This is a genomic window from Mycobacterium sp. NBC_00419, from assembly GCF_036023875.1.
Lineage (GTDB): Bacteria > Actinomycetota > Actinomycetes > Mycobacteriales > Mycobacteriaceae > Mycobacterium.
This window is the reverse complement of the sequence record NZ_CP107931.1, coordinates 691,472-713,346: the sequence shown is the minus strand read 5'-3', so window position 1 is coordinate 713,346 and position 21,875 is coordinate 691,472. Positions and strand designations below refer to the sequence as shown.

Here is a 21,875-nt window from a genome sequence, read left to right as displayed (position 1 = left end):
GCTCCTAGCGTGGCTAAGCGAATAGTGATCTGGGGTACCGGTTTCGTCGGCAAGATGGTCATCCCGGAGGTGCTCGCGCATCCGGAATTCGAGCTGGTCGGGGTCGGTGTGAGCAACCCGGCCAAGGTCGGTGTCGATGTCGGCGAGATCTGCGGACTGGCTGAAGCGGTGGGCATCGGCGCCACCGACGACATCGATGCGCTGATCGCGCTGAAGCCCGACGCTCTCGTGCACTACGGCCCGACCGCCGCGCATGCCGACGCCAACATCGACGTCATCAGCCGTTTCCTGAGCGCCGGGATCGACGTGTGCTCGACGGCGATGACACCGTGGGTGTGGCCCAAGATGCACCTGAACCCGCCCAACTGGATCGACCCGATCACCCGGGCCTGCGAAGAGGGCCAGTCGTCGTGCTTCACCACCGGCATCGACCCGGGTTTCGCCAACGACCTGTTCCCGATGACCCTGATGGGGCTGTGCTCGCAGGTCCGCCGGGTCCGCGCCTCGGAATTGCTGGACTACACCAACTACGAGGGTGACTACGAATTCGAGATGGGCATCGGCCGGGAGCCGGAGTTCAAGCCGCTGCTGCAGAACTCCGATGTGCTGGTGTTCGCGTGGGGCGCGACCGTGCCGATGATCGCCTACGCCGCCGGGATCGAACTCGACGAGATCACCACGACGTGGGACAAGTGGGTGACCCCGACCGAACGCAAGACGGTCAAGGGCGTCATCGAGGCAGGCCACGTGGCGGCCGTGCGATTCACCATCAACGGCGTCTACAACGGCGAAACCCGCATCCAGCTCGAGCACGTCAACCGCATCGGACACGACGCGGCACCGGACTGGCCCTCCGGCGAGCAGGACGACGTCTATCGCGTCGACATCGAGGGCACGCCGAGCGTCTTCCAGGAGACCGCGTTCCGCTTCACCGACGGCTCCGGGCGCGATGCGGCCACCGCGGGCTGCCTGGCCACCGGGCTGCGCGCGCTCAATGCCGTCCCGGCGGTGAACGACCTGCCCCCGGGCTGGGTCACACCCCTGGATCTGCCCCTGATCCCGGGCCGCGGCACCATTCGCTGAGTAACGTCCGCGGCGGTCACACCGACATTTTCGGTGATGACTGACCACACGAAACCGGCCATCGGCCTGTCGGTCGGTGCAACCACCCTGGCCGCGGTGACCCCGGACCGAAGTGTCACGCGCAAGCCGGTTCTCACGCTCTCCGGCGTGACGATCACCGACTTCGTCGACCGGGTCGGGGATCCGGTGGGTATCGTCGCGCCCGACGGGTCGGCGCATCCGGCGGACAGGTTGCTGGCTGAGGCCCTGCGCGCACTGGCCTACGAGGCGACCGCCGGACGGCCGCTGCCCGGGGCCGCCGCCATCACCTATCCCGCACATTGGGGAACCCGGGCCGTCGAGGCCCTGCGCCGCGCCGTCGGCCGCATCCCGGAATGGTCAGCAGGCCCACCACTGCTGATGCCCGATGCGGCCGCGGCGGCGACCGCCCTGCAGGCCGATCCCGGGCTGCCGACCCGCGGCATCGTCGCATTGTGCGACTTCGGCGGCAGCGGCACCTCGGTCGCCCTGCTCGATGCCTCGGCGGGTTACCGGCCCATCGAGGCGCCGCTTCGGCATCTGGACTTCTCGGGGGACCTGGTGGACCAGGGCGTGCTGGCCCACGTGCTCGCCGAACTGTCGGCCGGCCGGACGCTCGATGTCACCGGCACATCGGCCTTCGGATCGCTGAGCCGGTTACGGGCCGACTGCCGGGCCGCAAAAGAACGCCTCTCGACGGTCTCGGTCACGGCGTTGCCCGCCGACCTGCCGGGCTTTGTCGGCGACGTGCGGCTCACCCGCACCGAACTCGATGACGTGGTGCGCCGTCCGCTGGCCGACCTGGTGGCCGCGGTGCACCAGCTGCTCGAGCGCGTTGGGGTCCGGCCCGCCGATCTGGTGGCCGTCGCCTCGATCGGCGGCGGCGCGGCAACCCCGGTGATCACCACGACGCTCTCCGAACACCTGCGGGTGCCCGTCGTCACCGTGCCACGTCCGGCGCTCATCCCGGCGATCGGCGCCGCGCTGCGGGCTGCCCGCGGTCCGGCTGACGACAGTCCCACCGCACTGGCCGCTGCACCGGTGGTACCGGTCGCGGCGCCGGCGCCGCAGACCGGGGCGGCGCTGGCCTGGTCTGCGGCTCCTGACGTGCCAGAGGTCCGGTTGCCGGTGGCAGAGCCGGCTGTCGTGCCGGCTGTCGTCGTCCGTCCGCAGATCGACTTCGAACACGGTCCCGCCGAAGCGGTCGAGGTCGCACAGCCGTGGTACCGGCGACCGCTGCCGGTGGTGGCGGCGGCCCTGCTGGTGATCGCGATGGCCGGTGCCGCCACGACGGTTGCGCTGCGCAACGACAGCAGCGCCGCCGCGCCGGCACAGCCGACCCCGAGTGTCACCACCGCGCCACCAGCGGAGTCGCCAACGCCGGCGCAACTCGCGGCACCGGTCGAGCAGCCGCCGCTGCGGACCGTGGTGCAGGCACCGGACCCGGCGCCCGCTCCGGCGCCCGCTCCGGTGGTCCAGACCCGGGTGGTGCAGGCACCTCCGGTGACGACCGAGGCGCCGCCGCCACCACCGCCACCGCCGGTGACCGAGACCGCGACCACGACTGTCGTCACCACCACGGTGTCGACGCCGCCACCGGTCACCGAGACGGCCACCGTCACCGCGCCGCCACCACCGACTCAGCCGCCGCCGGTGATCCCGACCATTCCGGCCATTCCGCCCATCCCGACGATTCCCGGACTGCCGCAGTTCTTTCCGCAGCTCAGCACGTCAGGTTGACGTATCCCGCTTGGCCAGGACGAGTTTGGCCAGCGGGATCGACATCTGCTCGGGTTCGGCGGCCAGGTGAGCGGCGACCCCGGCTTCTAGGCGCTCGACGAATTCGGTTGCCCGCGAATCGGTGACGCCGCCGTCCAGCGCCGCGGCCAGGGTGGGGAAGATCGAGGCACGAAGGAACCCAGCCCACTTCGCGCCGAATGCCCGCGCGTCCTTGTCGGTGCGGTACTGCGACCAGAACCGGTCCTCGGCGTTGAACATCTCCAGGTGCTCGATCGAGAGGCCTTCGAAACGCCCCGAGGGCGCGAACGGCGCACGGAAGTCCTTCTCGTCGCGGCCCATTGACGGAATCGACATCCGCCGGGTCTCGTCGCCGGTGACCAGGCCGTCATCGACCAACTCTCGCAACACCGTCACGATCGCGTCGAACGCCGCCCGGAACCCCGAGCCGCCATCGGGCTCGAGGCCGACGGTCAACACCACCAGCCGACCGCCTGGCGCCAACTCGCGGCCGCGGAACGCGACGAACTCGTGCCAGTCCTCGGCGGCCTGGCGGGCGTACGCGCGGCGCGCCTGCTCGTCACAGCTGTAGGAGATTTGCACGTGGTCGGGAATCGGGGTCGGTATCCGGCTCAGCCAGTGCACGGCCCACGAACTCCAGCCCAGAGCGATGCTGTCCGAGGGCAGGATCTGCGCGTAGAACGAACGTCCGACAGCTGAGGCGAAGGTTGCGGAATCCCGCTTCAGGTAGCTGTCCTGGTCGTCGGCCAACGTGGCGAACAGCGCGGTGAAGTCGTTGTCGGGGACGTCGGTGTGGGCTACCAGGATGGCGTGGTCGGCGCGGGTGCGTTGCCGCACGATCGCGATGGCCGCGCAGATGGGCAGCAGGGAGTTGAAGCCGTTGGCCGCGCCGTAGTCGGCGATCGCGATCGGCTGTGGTGCTCTGGGCAGCGGAACGGTTCGGGCGGCTTGCTCGAAAAGTTCTATGGCAGAGCGTAATCCGGCTGCCTGCAGGCGCGAGGAGGCGGTGTAGGTGGCGCTGTCCATCGGCTGTGGGCGCACCACGAAGCTGGACTCGGGCACATCAGGCTCGGCGACGGCGGTGCAACAGCAGACCGACGACGACGCCCACAACGAGCATCGCCGTCAGTAGCAGCCACATCGGTGACTCCACGGTGATCCACAGAACATGTACCTGCTGGCGATCGCGGTTCTGGCCGATGAAGACCGCGGCGAGCGCCACCAGCAGGATGGCCAGCCAGTAACGCAGCGCGAAACGCTGCACCGCGCCGCCGGAGGGCTTGGTTTCGTCAGGTGACATGGCGACCTCCCGTACTTGCTTGTCAGCAGGTGACGGTAGTCGTCCGACGGTCAATTGTTCGGATAACTCACCCCGGTGAGCTTCTCGGAGATCTGCCAGAGCCGGCGGCAGCCCTCGGCGTCGGTGGCGCGGGGCAGGATCTTGCCCTCCTTGGCCCCGCCGCCGACCATCTCCATGAATCCGGTGGGTCCGTAGAACTTGCCGCCCTGGGCGTTCGGGTCGACCGCGGCGTACAGGGTCGGGATGATGCCCTCGTCGACCTCCTGCCACATGAACGGCATGTAGCGCCAGCTGAACTGGTAGAACCGCGCGATGGCGGTGGGCTTGTCCCGCCCGTGTGACGGTCCGCTGATCTGCAGGTTGGTCTTGCACAGGCCGGGGTGAGCGGCGTTGGACATCACGCCCCAGCCGTGCTGGCGGCTGAGCCGGTCGAGTTCGATGGCGAACATCAGCGTCGCGCTCTTGGACTGCGAGTAGGCGGCGTTGGCCGAGTAGCTGCGTTCGAAGTTGGGATCGTCGAAGTTGATGCCGCCGAGCCGGGCGGCCAGGCTGCTCAGCGACACGACGCGGGCACTCTGGGCGGCCCGCAGCAGCGGCAGGACGTGGGCGGTCAGAGCGAAATGGCCCAGATGGTTGGCGCCGAACTGAAGCTCGAAGCCGTCGGAGGTGGTGTCGCGCTCGGGTGGCTGCATAACACCGGCGTTGTTGACGAGGATGTCGATCGGGCGTCCCTCGGCGTTGAGTTCCACGCCGAGGGCGGCGACGCTGGCCAGCGAGGACAGGTCGATGTTCTTGAGGGTCAGCTTCGCGGCCGGGACGGCGGCGCGGATCTCGGCGGCCGCGGCTTCGCCCTTGGCGTGGTTGCGGATCGCCATGATCACCTCGGCGCCGGCGGCGGCGAAGCGTTTGGTCACGCCGAGGCCAAGGCCGCTGTTGGCGCCGGTGACGACGGCGAGTTTTCCGGACAGGTCGGGAACGGTGAGGGAGAGGTCAGCCATGCCGGTGACATTAACAGAACGCTGGTCTGATAACAATAGAACGGTGGTCTGCTAAATTCATGGCTGTGACGTCGACCTTCCAGCGGGCCCGCCGGCCCGAGCAGCTGGCCGCCCGCCGCACGGCCATCCTGGCCGCCGCGCGCGAGGCGCTGGCTGCCGGCGGGGTCGACGAGGTCACCCTGCGCGATATCAGCGAACGGGTGGGCCTGGCCAAGTCGAACGTGCTGCGCTACTTCGAGAGCCGCGAAGCGATCTTCCTGGAGGTGCTCGACGAGGAGTGCCGGTCCTGGCTGGTAGACCTGGAGCAGCGCCTGGGTCGACCGCGCACCCGGAAACCGGATTACGCCAACGAGATTCGAGTAGCAGACGTTATCGCGGACTCGCTGGTGCAGCGCGCCATGCTGTGCGAGCTGCTGGGCGCGATGGCCGGGGTTCTGGAGCGCAACATCTCGGTCGAGTTCGCCAGGGACTTCAAGGTTCGGGCCGTGCAGACGATCGCCGAGCTCTCGGGCGTCGTCGGCAGGCAGCTGCCGTGGCTGGCCGAGGAGTTCGTGGGTTTCCTCGGCGAGGGCATTCTGTCGCTGGTGGCGGGCACGTATCCGTTCTCGGTGCCCACCGAGCCGGTGCGACAGGCGGTCCAGGAGCTCGGCCTTCCCGATCCGGCGTGCCGCTTCGCCGACGGCCTGCGCGCCGGTCTGCGAACCTGGCTGATTGGTGCGGCGGCCCAGAGCCCGGCGTGACACACTTCCCGCCATGAAGGGCACCTGGTCGGTCTCGCGCATCATGGCCGTCTGCGGAATCATCACGATGCTTGTTGGCGGGATCGGGTTCATCATCGTGATGGCACTCAACGCGTTCGTCCTCGACGAGTTCGACGCCTACGGCGAGGTTCCGATCCCGGGATCGGGTCAGGTCGAGCTGCCTGCCGGTGAGGTGCAGATCAGCTTCCACACCTCGGTGACCGGGTCGACCTCGGGAAGTTTCCCGGTGCCCGCGTTGAAGCTGAGCATCATCCCGCCCGACGGTGCAGCGGATCCGGTGCTCACCGAAAGCCGCAGTGGTACAACGACGGTCAACAGCGACACCCATCTGCGGATCTGGACCGCACAGGTTCCGGTGGCAGGCGTCTACGGGATTCGGACGGGTGGCGACGTCAACGGCTACATCAACCCGCGGCTGGCGTTCGGGCACGAGAGTGACTACGACTATCTGCACTGGGTGTTCGCCGCGATCTTCGGGGTGGGGTTGCTCGACGTGCTCCTGTCGCGGGTGTTCAAGCGCATGCGCGGCGGCGGATCGCCGGGCGTGGGCCTTCAGGACCTGCCCACCGCCCTCGCGCCCGTCGACCCGTTTACCCCGACCGATCAGGGCGTACGGCTCGAGCAGCTGAAAACTATTGCTGCGTTGCGCGATTCGGGTGCCCTGACCGAGGCGGAATTCGAGGCGGAGAAGCGCCGGATACTCAAGGGATAGGCGTCTACACTCGGCCACGTGAAGGCTGTCAGCTGTGTGAACGCAACCCTGTCGGTGATCGAGATGCCCGCGCCGCGTCCCGGGGACGGGCAGCTGGTGCTCGACGTCCGCAGCTGCGGTATCTGCGGATCCGACCTGCACGCCAAGGACCACGGCGACGAACTGGCCGACGTGCTCGATGAGGTCGGCTACCACGACTGCATCCGCAGCACCACCCCGACGGTGATGGGACACGAGTTCTCCGGCGAGATCGCCGAACGCGGCGTCAAGACCCCGAAGGCGCTCAAGGTCGGCACCCGGGTGGTGTCATTCCCGATGGTGCGAGCACACGGCGGCGTGCAGCTCACCGGTCTTTCCCCGCTGGCGCCGGGCGGTTACGCCGAGCAGGTCCTGGTCGAGGCGGCAATGACGTTCCCGGTGCCGAACGGGCTGTCGATGGACATCGCCGCGCTCACCGAGCCGATGGCGATCGCCCTGCATGCGGTGCGGCGCAGCGAGATCAAGAAGGGGGACACCGCGATCGTGATCGGCTGCGGACCGATCGGGCTGGCCGTCATCTGTCAGCTCGAGGCTCTCGGTGTCGAGACCGTTGTCGCCAGCGACTTCTCCCCGGGTCGGCGTGCCCTGGCCAGCCGCTGCGGTGCCGAGATCGTGGTGGACCCGAAGGTCGACTCGCCCTACGACAGGGCGGTGGGCAAGGGCGTGGTCACCGACTTCTCCGGGCTGGCTGACCTTGCCGTCGGGTCGATGGAGAAGCTGCGCAAGCTGCCCGGCTGGCAGCACGTCTACCGCGCCGCCGACGCACTCGGCGCGGCCGGACCCAAGCGGCAGGTGATCTTCGAATGCGTCGGCGTGCCGGGGATGATCGACGGTGTCATCGGCGCCGCGCCGCTCAACGCGCGGGTGGTCGTCGTCGGCGTCTGTATGAGCGACGACAAGATCCGCCCGGCCATGGCCATCGGCAAGGAGATCGACCTGCGGTTCGTGTTCGGTTACACGCCACTGGAATTCCGCGACACGCTGCACATGCTGGCCGACGGCAAGCTGAATGCCACGCCGCTGGTGACCGGCAAGGTGGGGTTGGGCGGTGTCGCCGCGGCCTTCGCGGCGCTCGGCGACCCGGAGACCCACGCGAAGATCCTCATCGATCCCCGCAGCGCGGTCACCGCGCCCTAGTCAGCTGCCCTTAGCCACCCAGTCGTCGTAGTTGACCAGTTCGTCGCCGATGCGGGTGGTGTCGCCGTGGCCGGTGTAGACGACGGTGTCGGCGGGTAGCTTGCCCAGCTGGTCCTTGATAGACCCGAGGATGGTCGGGAAGTCGGAGAACGACCGGCCCGTCGCGCCGGGCCCACCCTGGAACAGGGTGTCGCCGGAGAACACCGCACCTAGGGCCGGGGCGTAGAGGCAGGTGGAACCGGGGGAGTGGCCCGGGGTGGCGATGGCGTGCAGCTCGATGCCGTCGGCCTTGAGGACCTGGCCGTCGGAGATGGTGTGGAACGGCTTGTCGCCGTGAGTCATTCGCCACAGCATGTCGTCGGCCGGGTTCAGCAGGACCGGGGCGTCGAGGTCCTTGCTGAGCTGGGGGGCGACGGTGATGTGGTCGTTGTGGCCGTGCGTGCACACCACCGCGACGACGTGCCGGTTGCCCACGGCGTCGGTGATGGCCTTCGCGTCGTGGGCGGCGTCGATGACGATGACCTCTTTGTCGTCGCCGACGATCCAGATGTTGTTATCGACTTCCCAACTGCCGCCGTCGAGTTCGAAGGTGCCGTGGGTGACGACCCGCTCGATGCCGCTCACAGCACGACCACCGAGCGCAGCACTTCACCGGCGTGCATCTTGTGGAAGGCATCCTCAATGCCGTCGAGGCCGATGCGCTCGGAGACGAACTTCTCCAGCGGTAGCCGGCCCTGGCGGTAGAGGCTGATGAGGGTGGGGAAGTCGCGCTCGGGCAGGCAGTCGCCGTACCAGGACGACTTCAGCGCGCCGCCGCGGGAGAAGAAGTCCACCAACGGCATCTCCAGCTTCATGTCCGGAGTCGGAACACCAACCAGCACAACGGTTCCGGCGAGGTCGCGAGCGTAGAACGCCTGCTTCCAGGTCTCCGGGCGGCCGACGGCGTCGATCACCACGTCGGCACCGAACCCGTCGGTGAGGTCCTGGATGGTCTCGACCACGTCGAACTCTTTGGCGTTGACGGTGTGAGTGGCGCCGAATTCGCGGGCCCAGGCCAGCTTGGTGTTGTCGGTGTCGACGGCGATGATCGTGCGGGCGCCCACCAGGGCCGCACCGGCGATCGCGGCATCGCCGACGCCGCCGCAGCCGATCACCGCGACGGTGTCGTCGCGGCCGATGTGACCGGTGTTGACCGCAGCACCGAGGCCGGCCATCACGCCGCAGCCGAGCAGGCCGGCCACCGCCGGGTCAGCCTCGGGATCGACCTTGGTGCACTGGCCTTCGTGGACCAGCGTCTTGTCGGCGAAGGCGCCGATCCCCAGCGCCGGGGTGAGTTCGGTGCCGTCGGTCAGCGTCATCTTCTGGGTGGCGTTGAACGTGTCGAAGCAGTACCAGGGGCGTCCGCGCTTGCAGGCGCGGCACTGGCCGCACACCGCGCGCCAGTTGAGGATCACGAAGTCGCCGGGCGCGACGTTGGTGACGCCGTCGCCGATGGATTCGACGGTGCCCGCGGCCTCGTGGCCCAGCAGGAAGGGATACTCGTCGTTGATGCCGCCCTCGCGGTAGGTCAGGTCCGTATGGCAGACGCCGCACGCCGTCACGTTGACCACGACCTCGCCCGGACCGGGATCGGGGATGACGATGTCGACGAGCTCGACGGGTTCGCCCTTCTTGCGAGAAATCACACCGCGCACTGTTTGACTCATGAGTCAAACCTTAGCGTGGCGGCGCCGGAATGCCTTACGGCAGTATCGCTGAACGATACCGAGGGCCCCGGGCATTAGGCTCACCGCTGTGCCTGAGCCCCTCGACCTGATCGCCGATTGGCCGGTACCGGCCGCGTCTGCCGCAGTGGTGGGACCGGCGGGAGTGCTCGCGACCTACGGCGACCAGGCCGCCGAATACCGGCTCGCCTCGGTGACCAAGCCCCTCGTCGCCCGAGCCGCCCAGGTCGCCGTCGAAGAGGGTGTCGTCGACCTCGACACCCCGGCCGGACCGCCGGGCAGCACGATCCGCCACCTGCTTGCGCATGCCTCTGGGCTGTCGATGCATTCCGCAGAGGTGATGGCCGAGCCCGGCAAGCGACGGGTGTACTCGAACTACGGCTTCACCGTGCTGGCCGAGGCGATCGAGCAGAGCTCCGGAATCGAATTCGGGCAGTATGTGGCCGAGGCGATCTTCGGACCGCTGGGCATGGGTACCTCACGGTTGACCGAGGGCGCGGTCGCGGCGGGCTACGGTGCGGTGTCGACGGTGGCTGACCTGGCGATATTCGTTGCTGACCTGCTGAATCCGCGAACCGTCTCGGCCGAGATGCACGCCGAGGCGACCAGTGTGCAGTTCCCGGGGCTGACCGGCGTGCTGCCCGGGTTCGGCGTCCAGCGGCCCAACGACTGGGGGCTGGGCTTCGAGATCCGGGACGACAAATCACCGCACTGGACGGGGTCGGCGAACTCACCGCGCACCTATGGCCATTTCGGCCAGACGGGCACCTTCATCTGGGTGGATCCTGACCGCAGGCTGGCGCTGGTGGTCCTGACGGCGCGCGACTTCGACGAGTGGGCCAAACCGTTGTGGCCGGCGTTGTCTGATGAAGTTCTGAGAGACTACAGCGCTGACTAGCGCAACAGGGGCCTCACAAGGCACAATAAACACGCACGAAACAACTGCATCTTCGGAAACACCAGGTCGTTGGGGAAGACGTCCCTCGTGGAGCCGAAGGAGCAAGGTATGCGTGCGTCGAACCAGTTCGCCGACGCGACGACTGGCGTGGTGTATGTGCACGCCTCGCCCGCGGCGGTGTGCCCACATGTCGAGTGGGCGTTGTCGTCGACCCTGAATGCCAGGGCGAATTTGAAGTGGACCGCGCAGCCGGCCATGCCTGGTCAGTTGCGCGCCGTGACCAACTGGGTTGGTCCGGTGGGCACGGGTGCGCGGTTGGCCAATGCGCTGCGCTCCTGGTCTGTGCTGCGTTTCGAGGTCACCGAGGATCCGAGTGCGGGCGTGGACGGTCAGCGGTACTGCCACACCCCGCAGCTGGGTCTGTGGAGCGGATCGATGAGCGCCAACGGTGACACGATGGTCGGCGAGATGCGCCTGCGTGCACTCATGGCCGCCGGCGCCGACACCCTGGCCGCGGAGCTGGATTCGGTGCTGGGCACCGCATGGGACGACGCGCTCGAGCCCTATCGCGATGGCGGCGACAGCGGTGAAGTGAGCTGGCTGAGCCGGGGAGTCGGCTGAGCCACGATCAGAACGGCGGCGGCTTGTTGCGTTCGGCGACGCGAGCGTCGTTGAGTGCGCGTTCCCGTCTGACGTAGCGGGCCCGGTCCTGTGCGCGGGTTCGGCGCCGCGTCGGCATCATCAGTGTGCGCGCGTGCGACGGGTCGGCTTCTTTTGGCGGCGGTAGCGGGCTGGTCGTGACGTCCCATTGCGGGAAGAACACCCGACTGCCCGGATGCGTCACATAGGTGTTGCCGGTCGGCGACGTCCACTCGACCGTTCCGTCGGGGAACTGGATCTCCGACCAGCCCTCCCAGAATGTCTTGAGCAGGTGCTCTTTTCGGCACGTGCATTTCAGATTCGACGGATGTGTCGGGCCGAGCGGCCACGGGATCGTGTGGTCGATGTCGCAGAATTCGGCGGGCACGTCGCAGTTCGGGAAACGGCAGGTGAGGTCCCGGAACCGGACGAACTCCGCCAGCGCTGCCGACGGCCGGTAGCCGGGCTCGGGTTGGTCGGACGGCTGGCGAACGTGCCGCACGGTGGCACCGCCACGGATCAACTCGGCAAGCATCGGGGTCGGAACAATCCCGCCGCGACCGGTCAGCGTCGCCGTCGACTTCCTGGCCGGCGGGTCGGCGGGGGAGTCGACGGTGCCGAAACCCTCTCCCGACATGTTCGGGTCCGGTTCGATGGCATCCACGTCGGCGTCGGTCACGACGTGGATGACGACAGCGGCTGAGCGGCCGTCGTCGCCGGACGCCGGGCACGTCGGCGATCCGCATTGGCAGGCCAGGCGGTCCGAACCGGCGGCCAGCGCGCCGAGTGCGTCGGCCCGCCGTTGCCCGGTGGTCCGCGGGTCGTCGTCACACACGCCGCGCGCCATCTGCATGAGGCGACGGTCGAGCAGGGCGGCATCGGTGGCATACAGGCGGCCGCGCACCGAGGTGGACCCCGCCGTGTCGTGTTGGGCGCCGAACTGGACGTCGCGGTCCCGAGCCCGGGACCGGGTCTGGTGGAGGGCGCCGGGGTCGATCTGGTCAACCCACGCGTCGATGGCTTTCTCCATCTTGTACACCGAGAGCACGCCCCAGGACCGGGCGTGCTCGGCGAGGACGGTGTCGATGCGATCCAGTGCCGTGCGGTCTTGGATCAGGTCGGTGCGGTCGGCGATCACCGAGCACACCCGGTGGCTGATCAGGCCTTCGGTGAACAACTCGGCAACCTGCGGCAAGCGGTAGCGCAGCGAGAGGCCCAGGTGCATCTCCCCGGAAGCCCGGCCCCGACTGATGCCCAGGGCCGCGCCGATCTCGGCGGCGGCGGCATCCCACGGATCGCAGGCCCAGTAGGCCCGCTCGTCGTCACCGCACCGGCGGCGCACCAGCTCACTGATCGCCGCGATGCGCCGGGCCGCGGTCTCGGCCTCGTGGCGGGCGAGGTCCTGGATCGCGGAGACGACAGCTGCGTCGCTGGCCGATCGAAGACCGCTATCGAACATACGTTCTAGTATAGCGGCGGCCCCGACAGAAATCGTCGTCACGCCTAGCCTGGACGTCATGGTCCTGATTCACGTCGAACGCACCATCGCCGCGCCGTCCGATCAGGTCTTCACGTGGCTCGCCGACCCGGCGAATCTGACGACCGCGCCGCTACTCCTTAAGGCCAACTGGGTCGACGGTGTCTCGGAACCGCGCGTGGGCGCGGTGCGCAGGGCGGTCGCCACCGGCATGTGGTTTCGCGAGGAGATCACCACCTACGACCCGCCGCGCAGCTATTCGTACCTGATCATCAGTTCGGTTCCGGCTTTCGACCACGAGGGCGGCACCCTGACGTTCACGCCGGCGCCCGGCGGGACTCACGTCAGTTGGGATTCGCGCTATACCCATCCGCTGCGCGGCGGCGGAAAAGCCATGGAGGCCTTGACCTCCCGGCTGCTTCCGTGGAACTTCGGCGCCATCCTGAAGGCCTGCGCAGCGGCATTGGAACGCTAGGCGGGAACGAAGATCGTCAACGCGCCGGGCACCGCAGAGATCTCAGCGGGAAGCGGGCAGACGTAGTCGCCGTCGGCGTAGGCATTGATGCCGGGGGATTCGACGGTGATGGTCCGGGCCCGGTCGACGGTGACCTCGTCGAGGTTGACGTGGGTTCCCTTGAACACCGTCGGGAACAACCGGATCAGCCTGGTGCGTGACTCCGAATGCACCATCGTGATGTCGAGCATCCCGTCAGAGTGGTTGGCGCCCGGGCAGATCTGCATTCCGCCGCCGTAGCTGCGGGTGTTTCCGAACGCCGCCAGCGTCAGCCTGGTGTTGATCTCGCGCTGGCCGTCGAGGACCATCCGGAACGGCAGCAGCCGCAGCTTCGACAACTCGGCCACCATCGCGACGTTGTAGCGCATCCGCCCGTGCGGCCAACTCATCCGGTTCACCCGATCGCTGACGAGCGAGTCGAAACCCGTTGCCGCGACAGTGCCGAACCACGTGGTGCTGCCGTCGGCGCCGGTGATCAGGCCGAGGTCGACCGTCTCGGTATGCCCCGCCGCGATGATGTCGACGGCGCCCTCGGGATCTGCGGTCGGCAACCGGTACTCCCGTGCGTGGTCGTTGCCCGTGCCCGCAGGCACGATCCCCAGCGGAACGCCGCTGCGCGCCAGCGCCTGCAGCGCCAGCCGGATCACCCCGTCGCCGCCCACCACCACGAGGGCGTCGGTGCCCCGGCTCAACGCCTCGTCGACCAGTTCCCGGGCATGTGCGGCGTCACGGCCGACGATCGCGACCACGTCGACGCCAAGCTCCTGGAACCGGGCAACCGCGCGTTCCGAGGCGTGCGGCGCATTGCCGTGCCCCGACATCGGGTTGGTCAGCAGTGTGACGGTGCCGATCATGGAATGAGCTTGCCCGGGTTGAGGATTCCGGCCGGATCCACCGCCTGCTTCACAGCGCGCAGCACCTTCACGCCGAGCTCGCCGACCTCGGCGGTCATCCACGGCCGATGGTCGGCCCCCACGGCATGGTGATGGGTGATGGTCGCGCCGACGCGTGTGATCGCCTCGCAGGCAGCGACTTTCGCGGTCCGCCACTGCTCGGTGACGTCACCGCGCTGTCCGGCGACGACGGTGAAGTACAGCGACGCTCCGGTGGGGTACACATGCGAAATGTGACACATCACCAGCGCCGCTGTCCCGCTTTCGGCCAGCGAATTGGTCAGCGCCTCGGTCACGGCCGCCTTCAGGTTGGGCACGTTGGCCCATGTGGTCGCCGTTTCGAGGGTCTCGCAGAGCGCGCCTGCCGCCAGCAGCGAGTCGCGCAGATAGGGCGCGTCGAAACGGCCGTGCTCCCAGGCGCGGGCCGGGGCCTCGCCGAGCGAGGTTCCACCGTTGGCCTCCAGCACGGCCCTGGTCTCGGCGTGCCTGCTCTCGGTATGCGCGGCGCTGCCCTCGAACACGGTGATGCCCAGGCAGCCGCCCGTGATGGTCTGCTCGCCGATGTTGCCGGTGGTGGCCAGGTTGACGCCCGTCTCGGCTTCGTCGGACAACCGCACAACGGTCGGGCCGGTGCCGATCTGCGTGACGGTGCGCAGGGCTGCGGCGCCGGTGCTGAAGTCGGGGAACGACCATGCCTCGTACCGCACCGTCTCCGGCACCGGATGGACCCGCAGCCGCACGCGGGTGATGATGCCGAACACGCCTTCGGACCCGGAGAACAGCTCGCGCAGATCCGGGCCCGCCGCGGTCTCCGGCGCCCGGCCGAGATCCAGCACGCCGGCGGGTGTCACGATCCGCAGCCCGCGGATCATGTCGTTGAACCGGCCGTAGCCCGCGGAATCCTGGCCCGAGGACCGGGTGGCCGCGTATCCGCCGATGGTGGCGAACTTGAAACTCTGCGGGAAATGTCCGATCGAGAAGCCCCGCTCACCCAGTAGCCGCTCAGCGTCCGGTCCGGTGAGGCCGGCGCCGAGTTCGGCCTCCTGTGAGGTCTCGTCGAGCGAGTGCAGCTGGTCGAGGCGGCGCAGGTCCAGTGAGATCACCGCGGCAAACTCGCCACGAATCGGATCCAGACCGCCGACCACGCTGGTGCCGCCACCGAACGGAACGACTGCGATGCCGTGCTCGGTGCAGTAGGCCAGCACCGCCGCGATCTCGTCCTCACCGGAAGGAAGCAGCACCGCGTCCGGAGCGTCCTGATGAGTCTGCTTGCGGCGCAACAGGTCCAGCGTTGACTTGCCACCCGCGTACAGCAGGCGATCGCGATCACCCGTGCGGACGTAGTCGGCGCCGACGATCGCTGCGAGTCCCTCGCGGTCGGCGTCAGGCAGTGACGACGGCCGCACCTGCACCTCGTCGATGGTGGGTGCGGCGATGGTGGTGGCCTGCACGCCGAGGGCCTGTTCGAGCAGGCTGCGGATTCCATCGGACAGTGGTTTGGCGGCGTGCGGGTCGCCCCAGGCGTTCCATGCCATCGGCGGAATCAGGGTGGTGTGGGCGGCATCGTTGACCATGCGTTACAGTATTACACATGCTGTCAATCAGTAACGCGGAGTCGGTGGACATCGACGACCGGATTATGACCGCGGCGGCCAGCTGCCTGCGGGATTATGGCGTGGAACGGGTCACCCTGGCCGAGATCGCACGCCGGGCCGGAGTGAGCCGCCCGACGATCTACCGGCGCTGGCCCGATACCCGCGCGATCCTGGCGTCGCTTCTCACCGACCGGATCACCGGCACCTGGAAGTCGATTCCCGCGCGCCGACCAGGCCGCGAAGGGCTGGTGGCCCGGATTGTCGAGGTGGCCCGACGGCTGCGCGACGACGAGCTGATCGTCTCGGTCCTGCGCTCGGCACCCGACCTCGCGATGGTCTACATCGCCGGCCGGCTCGGCACCAGCCAGCAGATCCTCATCGACCTGGTCGAAGACGAGCTGCGCGCCGGCCAGGCCGACGGCAGCGTCCGGGCCGGCGACGTCCGGCAGATGTCGGCGATGGTCCTGCTGATCGCCCAGTCGTCCATCCAGTCGGCCGCGATCGTCGAGACGATCCTCGACACGCAAGCCCTGGCCATCGAACTCGCCCGCGTCCTGAACGGATACCTCGCCCCATGAGTGACCTCACTGCCCTCAACGCCGCCCGCCGTGCCGCTGACCTGGCCACGCTCGGTGCCGACGGACGCGTCGACGTCGTGGTCATCGGCGGCGGCATCACCGGTACCGGCGTCGCGCTGGATGCCGCCAGCCGCGGGCTGTCGGTCGTCCTCGTGGAAAAGCACGACCTGGCCTTCGGAACCAGCCGGTGGAGCTCCAAGCTGGTTCACGGCGGCCTTCGCTACCTCGCCACCGGCAATGTCGGCATCGCGCGGCGCAGCGCCATCGAGCGCGGCATCCTGATGACCCGCAACGCGCCCCACCTGGTCCACGCCATGCCCCAGTTGGTGCCGCTGCTGCCGTCGATGAGCCGCGCCCAACGGGCCCTGGTGCGTACCGGATTCATCGCCGGTGACGGGCTGCGCCTGCTTGCCGGTACGAAATCCTCGACGTTGCCTCGCTCGCGCCGGATCGGTGTTCAGCAGGCCGTGGCGATGGCGCCGACGGTGCGCCGTGACGGGCTCGACGGCGCGCTGCTCGCCTACGACGGACAGCTGATCGATGACGCCCGACTGGTCACCGCCGTCGCCCGTACCGCCGCCCAGCACGGCGCGCGGATCCTCACCCGGGTGTCGGCGGCCTCGGGGACCGGCGACTCGGTGCAGTTGGTCGACGAGCTCACGGGGGAGACGCTGACCCTGAACGCCCGGGTGGTCATCAACGCGACCGGGGTGTGGGCCGGTGAAGTGGACTCCGCGATCAAACTGCGCCCGAGCCGTGGGACGCATCTGGTGTTCGACGCCGCCTCGTTCGGCAATCCCGTTGCAGCCCTGACCATCCCGATACCCGGTGAGATCAACCGCTTCGTGTTCGCGATGCCCGAACAGCTCGGCCGGGTGTACCTGGGCCTGACCGACGAGGACGCGCCCGGCCCGGTTCCCGACGAGCCGCAGCCCAGTGCGGCGGAGGTCGACTTCCTGCTGAACACCGTCAACACGGCGCTGGGAACCGCGCTGGGAACCGCAGACGTCACCGGCGCGTACGCCGGTCTGCGGCCGCTCATCGACACCGGCGAAGGCAGGACATCCGACTTGTCTCGCGACCACGCCGTCCTGGAATCGGGGTCCGGGGTGTTCAGTGTCGTCGGCGGCAAGCTGACCGAATACCGCCACATGGCCGAAGACACCTTGGATCGTGCGTTCGCGGCCAGGTCGATCACCGCGGGGCCGTGCCGGACCCGCAATCTGCCCCTGGTCGGGGCACCTGCCAATCCCGTTGCCACCCTGCGCACCTCGAGCGAGCTCCCCGGGTCGCTGGTGGCCCGCTACGGAGCGGAGTCGCCCAACGTCATCGCCTCGGCCCGGTGCGAGAGGCCGACCGAGGCCGTCGCCGACGGGATCGACGTGACCCGCGCCGAGTTCGAGTTCGCCGTCACCCACGAGGGCGCGCTCAGCGCCGACGACATCCTCGACCGGCGCACCCGCATCGGACTGGTCGCCGCCGACCGGGAGCGCGCACTGGCCGCCGCACAGGAGCTGCTCGCCGCGACCACCTGACAGGTATAACTTCCGTGCGAATGGGCATTCAATGCCCATTTCCCGCACAGCCGGAGGACGCCATGTCAGACACACCAGCTTTGAAGAAGGCCCTCAACCAGCGGCAACTGAGAATGATCGCCATCGGCGGTGTGATCGGCGCCGGCCTGTTCGTCGGGTCGGGGGTGGTGATGGGCGACACCGGCCCCGGTGTGTTCATCACCTACGCGCTGTCCGGGGTGCTGATCATCATGGTCATGCGAATGCTGGCGGAGATGGCCGTCGCCAACCCGTCGACCGGGTCCTTCGCCGACTACTCCCGCGAAGCTCTCGGCCACTGGGCGGGCTTCTCCGTCGGCTGGCTCTACTGGTACTTCTGGGTGATCGTCGTCGGCTTCGAGGCGATCGCCGGCGCCAAGATCGTCGAATACTGGATCGACGTCCCATTGTGGTTGTGCGCCTTGGCGTTCATGGTGCTGATGACGGCCACCAACTTGTTCTCGGTGAAGTCATACGGCGAGTTCGAGTTCTGGTTCGCCGGGATCAAGGTCGCGGCCATCCTGGTGTTCATCGCGATCGGCGCCTGCTTCGTGTTCGGCCTGTGGCCGGGCAAGTCGGCGGACTTCTCTAACCTCACCAGCCATGGCGGGTTCCTGCCCATGGGTGCCGGGGTGATCACGGTCGGGATCGTGACGGTGATCTTCTCCATGGTCGGCCCGGAGATCGCGACCATCGCGGCCGCTGAGTCGTCCGACCCCGAGAAAGCCGTTGCCCGGGCGGCCAATTCGGTGATCATGCGGATCCTGGTGTTCTACGTGCTCTCGGTGTTCCTGATCGTGACGATCGTGCCCTGGAATGACAACGGGCTGGCGGCGTCGCCGTTCGTCGCCGCGTTCACCGAGATGGGCATTCCCTACGCCGACCACATCATGAACGCCGTCGTGCTCACGGCCGTGCTGAGTTGTCTCAATTCCGGGATGTACACGGCCTCACGAATGCTGTTCGTGCTCGCGGCGCGACGGGAAGCCCCCAGGCTGCTGGTCCAGGTGACCCCTCGGGGTGTGCCTGCCAATGCGATCCTGTTCTCGTCGATCGTCGGCTTCGCCTGCGTCATCGCCGCGGCATTCGCCGAGGATTCGATCTTCGCGTTCCTGCTGAACTCCAGCGGCGCGATCATCCTGTTCGTCTACCTGCTGATCGCCATCTCGCAGATCGTGCTGCGCTACCGCCATCGCGGCGCCGAACTGCGGATGAAGATGTGGCTGTTCCCGGTGCTGTCGATCCTCACCATCGTGGGGATGCTGGCGATCCTGGTGCAGATGTCCCTCGACGACAAGCTGCGCTCGCAGCTGCTCCTGAGCCTGCTGTCGTGGGCCGTGGTGGTGGGCCTGTACTTCGCAAACAAGCGGTTCAACCGTGACCGGCACGAGCCTGAAATGGCCGTGCCGGCCACCGCCGATCGCTGAGCCGAGGGCTACAGCGGGATGTTCTTGTGGCGACCGCGGCGCCCGGGAGCCTCGGCCAGGGCCTGGGTGACCCTGCTGCGGGTGTGCGACGGATCGATCTTCTCGTCCACCACGCCGATCTCGATGGCCGAGTCCACGCCACCGGCGATCCGCTCGTGCTCGACGGCGAGCTCCTCGTGCAGCGCATCGCGCTCGTGATCGGCCGCAGCGGCCAGCTTCTTCTTGTGCAGAATCCCGACCGCAGCCTTGGCGCCCATCACGGCGACCTCGGCGTCCGGCCAGGCGAACACCTTGGTGGCGCCCAGCGAGCGCGAATTCATCGCGATGTAGGCCCCGCCGTAGATCTTTCGGGTCACCAGCGTCACCCGTGGGACGCTCGCCTCACCGAAGGCGTGCAGCAGCTTGGCGCCGCGTCGCACGACACCGCCCCACTCCTGGTCGACACCGGGCAGGTAGCCCGGCACGTCGACGATGACGACCAGCGGGATGCCGAACGCATCGCACAACCGCACCAGACGTGCTGCCTTCTCGGCGCTTTCGGAGTTCAGGCAGCCGCCCAGTCGCAGCGGGTTGTTCGCCAGCACGCCAACGGAGCGACCGGCAAGCCGGCCGATGCCGACCACGATCGAGGGAGCCCACTTGCCCTGGAATTCCTCGAAGGTCGAGCCGCCCTCGTCATCGGAATCCAGCAGCGCCTCCACCAACGGATGCACGTCGTAGGCGCGGCGGGGCGACTCCGGCAGCAGCGCGTGCAGGTCGACGTCGCCGGCCTCAGCCTTGCTGCGGTCGAAATGACCCTGCTGGCTGAACAATCCGACCAGCCGGCGGCCACGCGCATAGGCGTCGAGCTCGCTGTCGGCGACGATGTGGCACACACCGGATTTCCTGTGGTGGGTGTCCGGGCCGCCCAGGGAGGCCATGTCCACGTCTTCACCGGTGACGCTGCGGACCACGTCCGGCCCGGTGACGAACACCCGGCCCTCGCTGGCCATGATGACGACGTCGGTCAGCGCCGGCCCGTAGGCGGCACCGCCCGCGGCGAACCCGACGACGACCGAGATCTGCGGGATGTAACCCGACGCGCGGATCATCGCCTCGAACACCAGGCCCACCGCGTGCAGCGCGCGCACGCCCTCGGCCAGCCGGGCCCCGCCGGAGTGCCAGATGCCCACGATCGGGCTCTGCTCCTCGATGGCCGTGTCGTAGGCGTTGACGATGTGCTGGCAGCCCTCCACGCCCATGGCGCCGCCCATGACGGTGCCGTCGGTGCAGAACGCGATGGTCCGCACACCGTTGACGGTGCCGGATGCGGCCAGCACACCGGAGCGGTCGCGCTCGTGCAGCAGCTCGACGGTGTCGTCGTCGAAGAAGGTGCGCAGGCGCAGCAACGGGTCGCGCGGGTCGAGCGATTCGCCGACCGTCTCAGGTGCCATGATCGTCATCCAAATCTCCTTTGTGCGCGCCGGTTGCCGCCAGCGCCTTCGGTTTTCAGTACTTTCCGAAAGCGATCGCGACGTTGTGGCCACCGAATCCGAATGAGTTGTTTACCGCGTATTGGTAGTTGCCTGGCCGGGGTTCTCCGGCCACCACATCCAGATCGATCTCCGGATCGAGGTTGCGCAGGTTGAGCGTGGGCGGGACGACGCCGTCCCGCAGCGCCATGATGGTCAGGATCGACTCCACCGCTCCGACGGCACCGACCGAGTGACCCAGCGCCGACTTGGGCGCGTAGACGGCCGGACGGTGCTTGCCCATCGCGTTGTTGATCGCCTTGCCTTCCGCCACGTCACCAACCTGAGTGCCCGTCGCGTGCGCGTTGATGTGATCGATGTCGGTGGGCTGGAGTCCGGCGACCCGGACCGCCCGGGTGATCGCTTGTCCGGCCTGATCGCCCGTGGGGTCGGGGGCCACGATGTGGTAGCCGTCCGAGGTGATGGCCGCACCCATGAGCCGGGCCAGGATGTTGGCGCCGCGGGCCTTGGCATGCTCCTCGGTTTCGATCACCATCAGCGCGCCACCCTCGCCGAACACGAAACCGTTGCGATCCCGGTCGAACGGCCGGCAGGCACCGGCGGGATCGTCATTCGTGGTCGACAAGACGATGCGCATCTGAGCGAATCCGGCAATCGGCACCGCCTCGATCTTGGTCTCGACGCCGCCGCAGACCGCGATATCGGCTTCGCCGAGAACGATCTGCCGCCACGCTTGGGCGATACCCTCCGAACCTGAAGCACACGCTGAAACCGGCGTGATCACACCGGCTTTGGCGCCGAGCTCCAGGCCGACCGCCGCGGCCGCGGCGTTGGGCATGTACATCTGAACCGCCAACGGCGACACCGCCCGCAGACCCTTTGCGCGCATGCCGTCGTAGGCGAACACCAGCTCCTCGGTCGAACCCATACCGGTTCCGATCGAGACCATCAGGCGCCGGGTGTCGACCTCCGGGGAGCCGGCGTTCTGCCACACCCGCCTGCTCAGCACGGTGGACATCTTCTGCAGGTAGGACAGCCGACGCAGTTCCACCCGCGTCAGCTGCCCGTCGAACTCCTCGACGAGATGACCGCCGATCCGGACGGGCAAGTCGTACTTCTCGACGAACTCGTCTTCGAGAAGCCGGATTCCACTTTGCCCGTCCAGCAGCGCCTTCCAGGTGCTGTCGGCGTCAGATGCCAGGGCGGTCGTCATGGCAACGCCAGTGACGACCACATTGGGGAAACTCTTCCCCGTTGACAGTTGTGTCAACCCTGCCATTCTCTGTCGCTCGTCCTTTC

20 protein-coding genes and 1 pseudogene are annotated in these 21,875 nt (G+C 68.1%); 11 read left to right on the top strand and 10 right to left on the bottom strand.

Features of this window, described 5'->3' with window-relative positions:
• Positions 1-54 precede the first annotated feature (54 nt).
• On the top strand, positions 55-1,083 hold the full coding sequence (locus OG976_RS03420; RefSeq protein ID WP_328363120.1) for an NAD(P)H-dependent amine dehydrogenase family protein: 1,029 nt from the start codon (positions 55-57) through the stop codon (positions 1,081-1,083).
• Between the two features lie 36 nt (positions 1,084-1,119).
• Complete coding sequence (locus tag OG976_RS03415) at positions 1,120-2,841, top strand: Hsp70 family protein (protein WP_328357910.1); 1,722 nt, start codon at positions 1,120-1,122, stop codon at positions 2,839-2,841.
• Here the strand turns inward: OG976_RS03415 and OG976_RS03410 are convergent.
• The 3 genes from OG976_RS03410 to OG976_RS03400 are packed head-to-tail and all read right to left on the bottom strand — an operon-like array spanning position 2,833 to position 5,157.
• Positions 2,833-3,885, bottom strand: coding sequence for an SAM-dependent methyltransferase (locus OG976_RS03410; protein ID WP_442930495.1), 1,053 nt, complete (start codon positions 3,883-3,885; stop codon positions 2,833-2,835). The two genes, OG976_RS03415 and OG976_RS03410, sit on opposite strands and share 9 nt — an antisense overlap.
• A 37-nt stretch (positions 3,886-3,922) precedes the next feature.
• Positions 3,923-4,159 carry a DUF1049 domain-containing protein gene (locus OG976_RS03405; RefSeq protein ID WP_328357904.1) on the bottom strand — a complete coding sequence of 79 codons (237 nt, stop codon included), beginning with the start codon at positions 4,157-4,159 and terminating at the stop codon, positions 3,923-3,925.
• A gap of 50 nt (positions 4,160-4,209) precedes the next feature.
• Positions 4,210-5,157, bottom strand: coding sequence for an SDR family oxidoreductase (locus OG976_RS03400; protein ID WP_328357901.1), 948 nt, complete (start codon positions 5,155-5,157; stop codon positions 4,210-4,212).
• Between the two features lie 59 nt (positions 5,158-5,216).
• Here OG976_RS03400 and OG976_RS03395 point away from each other — a divergent pair, with 59 nt between their 5' ends.
• The 3 genes from OG976_RS03395 to OG976_RS03385 are packed head-to-tail and all read left to right on the top strand — an operon-like array spanning position 5,217 to position 7,806.
• Positions 5,217-5,897, top strand: coding sequence for a TetR family transcriptional regulator (locus OG976_RS03395; RefSeq protein ID WP_328357898.1), 681 nt, complete (start codon positions 5,217-5,219; stop codon positions 5,895-5,897).
• A gap of 13 nt (positions 5,898-5,910) precedes the next feature.
• Positions 5,911-6,630 (top strand): SHOCT domain-containing protein, encoded by a 720-nt coding sequence (locus OG976_RS03390; protein ID WP_328357895.1) that lies wholly within the window; start codon positions 5,911-5,913, stop codon positions 6,628-6,630.
• Between the two features lie 18 nt (positions 6,631-6,648).
• Positions 6,649-7,806 (top strand): zinc-binding dehydrogenase, encoded by a 1,158-nt coding sequence (locus OG976_RS03385; RefSeq protein ID WP_328357892.1) that lies wholly within the window; start codon positions 6,649-6,651, stop codon positions 7,804-7,806.
• On the opposite strand, the gene OG976_RS03380 is transcribed toward OG976_RS03385, so the two are convergent.
• Positions 7,807-8,430, bottom strand: a complete 624-nt coding sequence (locus tag OG976_RS03380; protein ID WP_328357889.1) for an MBL fold metallo-hydrolase — start codon at positions 8,428-8,430, stop codon at positions 7,807-7,809.
• Positions 8,427-9,512 carry an S-(hydroxymethyl)mycothiol dehydrogenase gene (locus OG976_RS03375; RefSeq protein ID WP_328357886.1) on the bottom strand — a complete coding sequence of 362 codons (1,086 nt, stop codon included), beginning with the start codon at positions 9,510-9,512 and terminating at the stop codon, positions 8,427-8,429. Before OG976_RS03375 ends, OG976_RS03380 begins: the two co-directional genes overlap by 4 nt.
• 88 nt (positions 9,513-9,600) lie before the next feature.
• Here OG976_RS03375 and OG976_RS03370 point away from each other — a divergent pair, with 88 nt between their 5' ends.
• Together OG976_RS03370 and OG976_RS03365 are read left to right on the top strand one after the other, a co-directional pair.
• A complete protein-coding gene (locus OG976_RS03370; RefSeq protein WP_328357883.1) occupies positions 9,601-10,428 on the top strand; it encodes a serine hydrolase domain-containing protein in 828 nt (275 codons plus the stop codon).
• 108 nt (positions 10,429-10,536) lie between these two features.
• Positions 10,537-11,049, top strand: a complete 513-nt coding sequence (locus OG976_RS03365) for a DUF3145 domain-containing protein (RefSeq protein ID WP_328357878.1) — start codon at positions 10,537-10,539, stop codon at positions 11,047-11,049.
• A gap of 7 nt (positions 11,050-11,056) precedes the next feature.
• Here the strand turns inward: OG976_RS03365 and OG976_RS03360 are convergent, their stop codons facing one another.
• Positions 11,057-12,526: a DUF222 domain-containing protein gene (locus tag OG976_RS03360; RefSeq protein WP_328357875.1), complete on the bottom strand. Its 1,470-nt coding sequence runs from the start codon at positions 12,524-12,526 to the stop codon at positions 11,057-11,059.
• 58 nt (positions 12,527-12,584) lie between these two features.
• Between OG976_RS03360 and OG976_RS03355 the strand changes: the two genes are divergently transcribed.
• Positions 12,585-13,019 (top strand): SRPBCC family protein, encoded by a 435-nt coding sequence (locus tag OG976_RS03355; protein WP_328357872.1) that lies wholly within the window; start codon positions 12,585-12,587, stop codon positions 13,017-13,019.
• On the opposite strand, the gene OG976_RS03350 is transcribed toward OG976_RS03355, so the two are convergent.
• On the bottom strand, positions 13,016-13,912 hold the full coding sequence (locus tag OG976_RS03350) for a diacylglycerol kinase (RefSeq protein ID WP_328357869.1): 897 nt from the start codon (positions 13,910-13,912) through the stop codon (positions 13,016-13,018). The genes OG976_RS03355 and OG976_RS03350 overlap by 4 nt on opposite strands.
• Entirely contained in the window at positions 13,909-15,486 is a 1,578-nt protein-coding gene (locus OG976_RS03345; RefSeq protein ID WP_328363118.1) for an FAD-binding oxidoreductase, read from the bottom strand. The genes OG976_RS03350 and OG976_RS03345 overlap by 4 nt, the downstream gene beginning before the upstream one ends.
• A 56-nt stretch (positions 15,487-15,542) precedes the next feature.
• Between OG976_RS03345 and OG976_RS03340 the strand changes: the two genes are divergently transcribed.
• From OG976_RS03340 to OG976_RS03330, 3 genes and pseudogenes are all read left to right on the top strand, one after another.
• Positions 15,543-16,124 (top strand): TetR/AcrR family transcriptional regulator, encoded by a 582-nt coding sequence (locus OG976_RS03340; protein ID WP_328357866.1) that lies wholly within the window; start codon positions 15,543-15,545, stop codon positions 16,122-16,124.
• Positions 16,121-17,659: a glycerol-3-phosphate dehydrogenase/oxidase gene (locus tag OG976_RS03335; RefSeq protein ID WP_328357863.1), complete on the top strand. Its 1,539-nt coding sequence runs from the start codon at positions 16,121-16,123 to the stop codon at positions 17,657-17,659. Before OG976_RS03340 ends, OG976_RS03335 begins: the two co-directional genes overlap by 4 nt.
• A 62-nt stretch (positions 17,660-17,721) precedes the next feature.
• Positions 17,722-19,050 (top strand): annotated as a pseudogene (locus tag OG976_RS03330) (amino acid permease); the annotation flags it as partial.
• Positions 19,051-19,112: 62 nt separating this feature from the next.
• On the opposite strand, the gene OG976_RS03325 reads toward OG976_RS03330, so the two are convergent.
• Both OG976_RS03325 and kasB read right to left on the bottom strand, forming a co-directional pair.
• A complete protein-coding gene (locus tag OG976_RS03325) occupies positions 19,113-20,546 on the bottom strand; it encodes an acyl-CoA carboxylase subunit beta (RefSeq protein WP_328357860.1) in 1,434 nt (477 codons plus the stop codon).
• A 46-nt stretch (positions 20,547-20,592) separates the two neighbouring features.
• Positions 20,593-21,855, bottom strand: a complete 1,263-nt coding sequence (gene kasB / locus OG976_RS03320) for a 3-oxoacyl-ACP synthase KasB (RefSeq protein ID WP_328357857.1) — start codon at positions 21,853-21,855, stop codon at positions 20,593-20,595.
• Positions 21,856-21,875 lie beyond the last annotated feature (20 nt).

Excerpts from the sequence above, each read along its gene's own strand:
- OG976_RS03395 (WP_328357898.1), top strand. The coding sequence starts at position 5,217 with ATGGCTGTGACGTCGACCTTCCAGCGGGCCCGCCGGCCCGAGCAGCTG.
- OG976_RS03360 (WP_328357875.1), bottom strand. The coding sequence starts at position 12,526 with ATGTTCGATAGCGGTCTTCGATCGGCCAGCGACGCAGCTGTCGTCTCC.
- OG976_RS03335 (WP_328357863.1), top strand. The coding sequence starts at position 16,121 with ATGAGTGACCTCACTGCCCTCAACGCCGCCCGCCGTGCCGCTGACCTG.
- OG976_RS03340 (WP_328357866.1), top strand. The coding sequence starts at position 15,543 with ATGCTGTCAATCAGTAACGCGGAGTCGGTGGACATCGACGACCGGATT.
- OG976_RS03400 (WP_328357901.1), bottom strand. The coding sequence starts at position 5,157 with ATGGCTGACCTCTCCCTCACCGTTCCCGACCTGTCCGGAAAACTCGCC.
- OG976_RS03375 (WP_328357886.1), bottom strand. The coding sequence starts at position 9,512 with ATGAGTCAAACAGTGCGCGGTGTGATTTCTCGCAAGAAGGGCGAACCC.
- OG976_RS03420 (WP_328363120.1), top strand. The coding sequence starts at position 55 with ATGGTCATCCCGGAGGTGCTCGCGCATCCGGAATTCGAGCTGGTCGGG.
- OG976_RS03405 (WP_328357904.1), bottom strand. The coding sequence starts at position 4,159 with ATGTCACCTGACGAAACCAAGCCCTCCGGCGGCGCGGTGCAGCGTTTC.
- OG976_RS03410 (WP_442930495.1), bottom strand. The coding sequence starts at position 3,885 with ATGGACAGCGCCACCTACACCGCCTCCTCGCGCCTGCAGGCAGCCGGA.
- OG976_RS03390 (WP_328357895.1), top strand. The coding sequence starts at position 5,911 with ATGAAGGGCACCTGGTCGGTCTCGCGCATCATGGCCGTCTGCGGAATC.
- OG976_RS03365 (WP_328357878.1), top strand. The coding sequence starts at position 10,537 with ATGCGTGCGTCGAACCAGTTCGCCGACGCGACGACTGGCGTGGTGTAT.
- kasB (WP_328357857.1), bottom strand. The coding sequence starts at position 21,855 with ATGGCAGGGTTGACACAACTGTCAACGGGGAAGAGTTTCCCCAATGTG.
- OG976_RS03350 (WP_328357869.1), bottom strand. The coding sequence starts at position 13,912 with ATGATCGGCACCGTCACACTGCTGACCAACCCGATGTCGGGGCACGGC.
- OG976_RS03415 (WP_328357910.1), top strand. The coding sequence starts at position 1,120 with ATGACTGACCACACGAAACCGGCCATCGGCCTGTCGGTCGGTGCAACC.
- OG976_RS03325 (WP_328357860.1), bottom strand. The coding sequence starts at position 20,546 with ATGACGATCATGGCACCTGAGACGGTCGGCGAATCGCTCGACCCGCGC.
- OG976_RS03345 (WP_328363118.1), bottom strand. The coding sequence starts at position 15,486 with ATGGCATGGAACGCCTGGGGCGACCCGCACGCCGCCAAACCACTGTCC.
- OG976_RS03355 (WP_328357872.1), top strand. The coding sequence starts at position 12,585 with ATGGTCCTGATTCACGTCGAACGCACCATCGCCGCGCCGTCCGATCAG.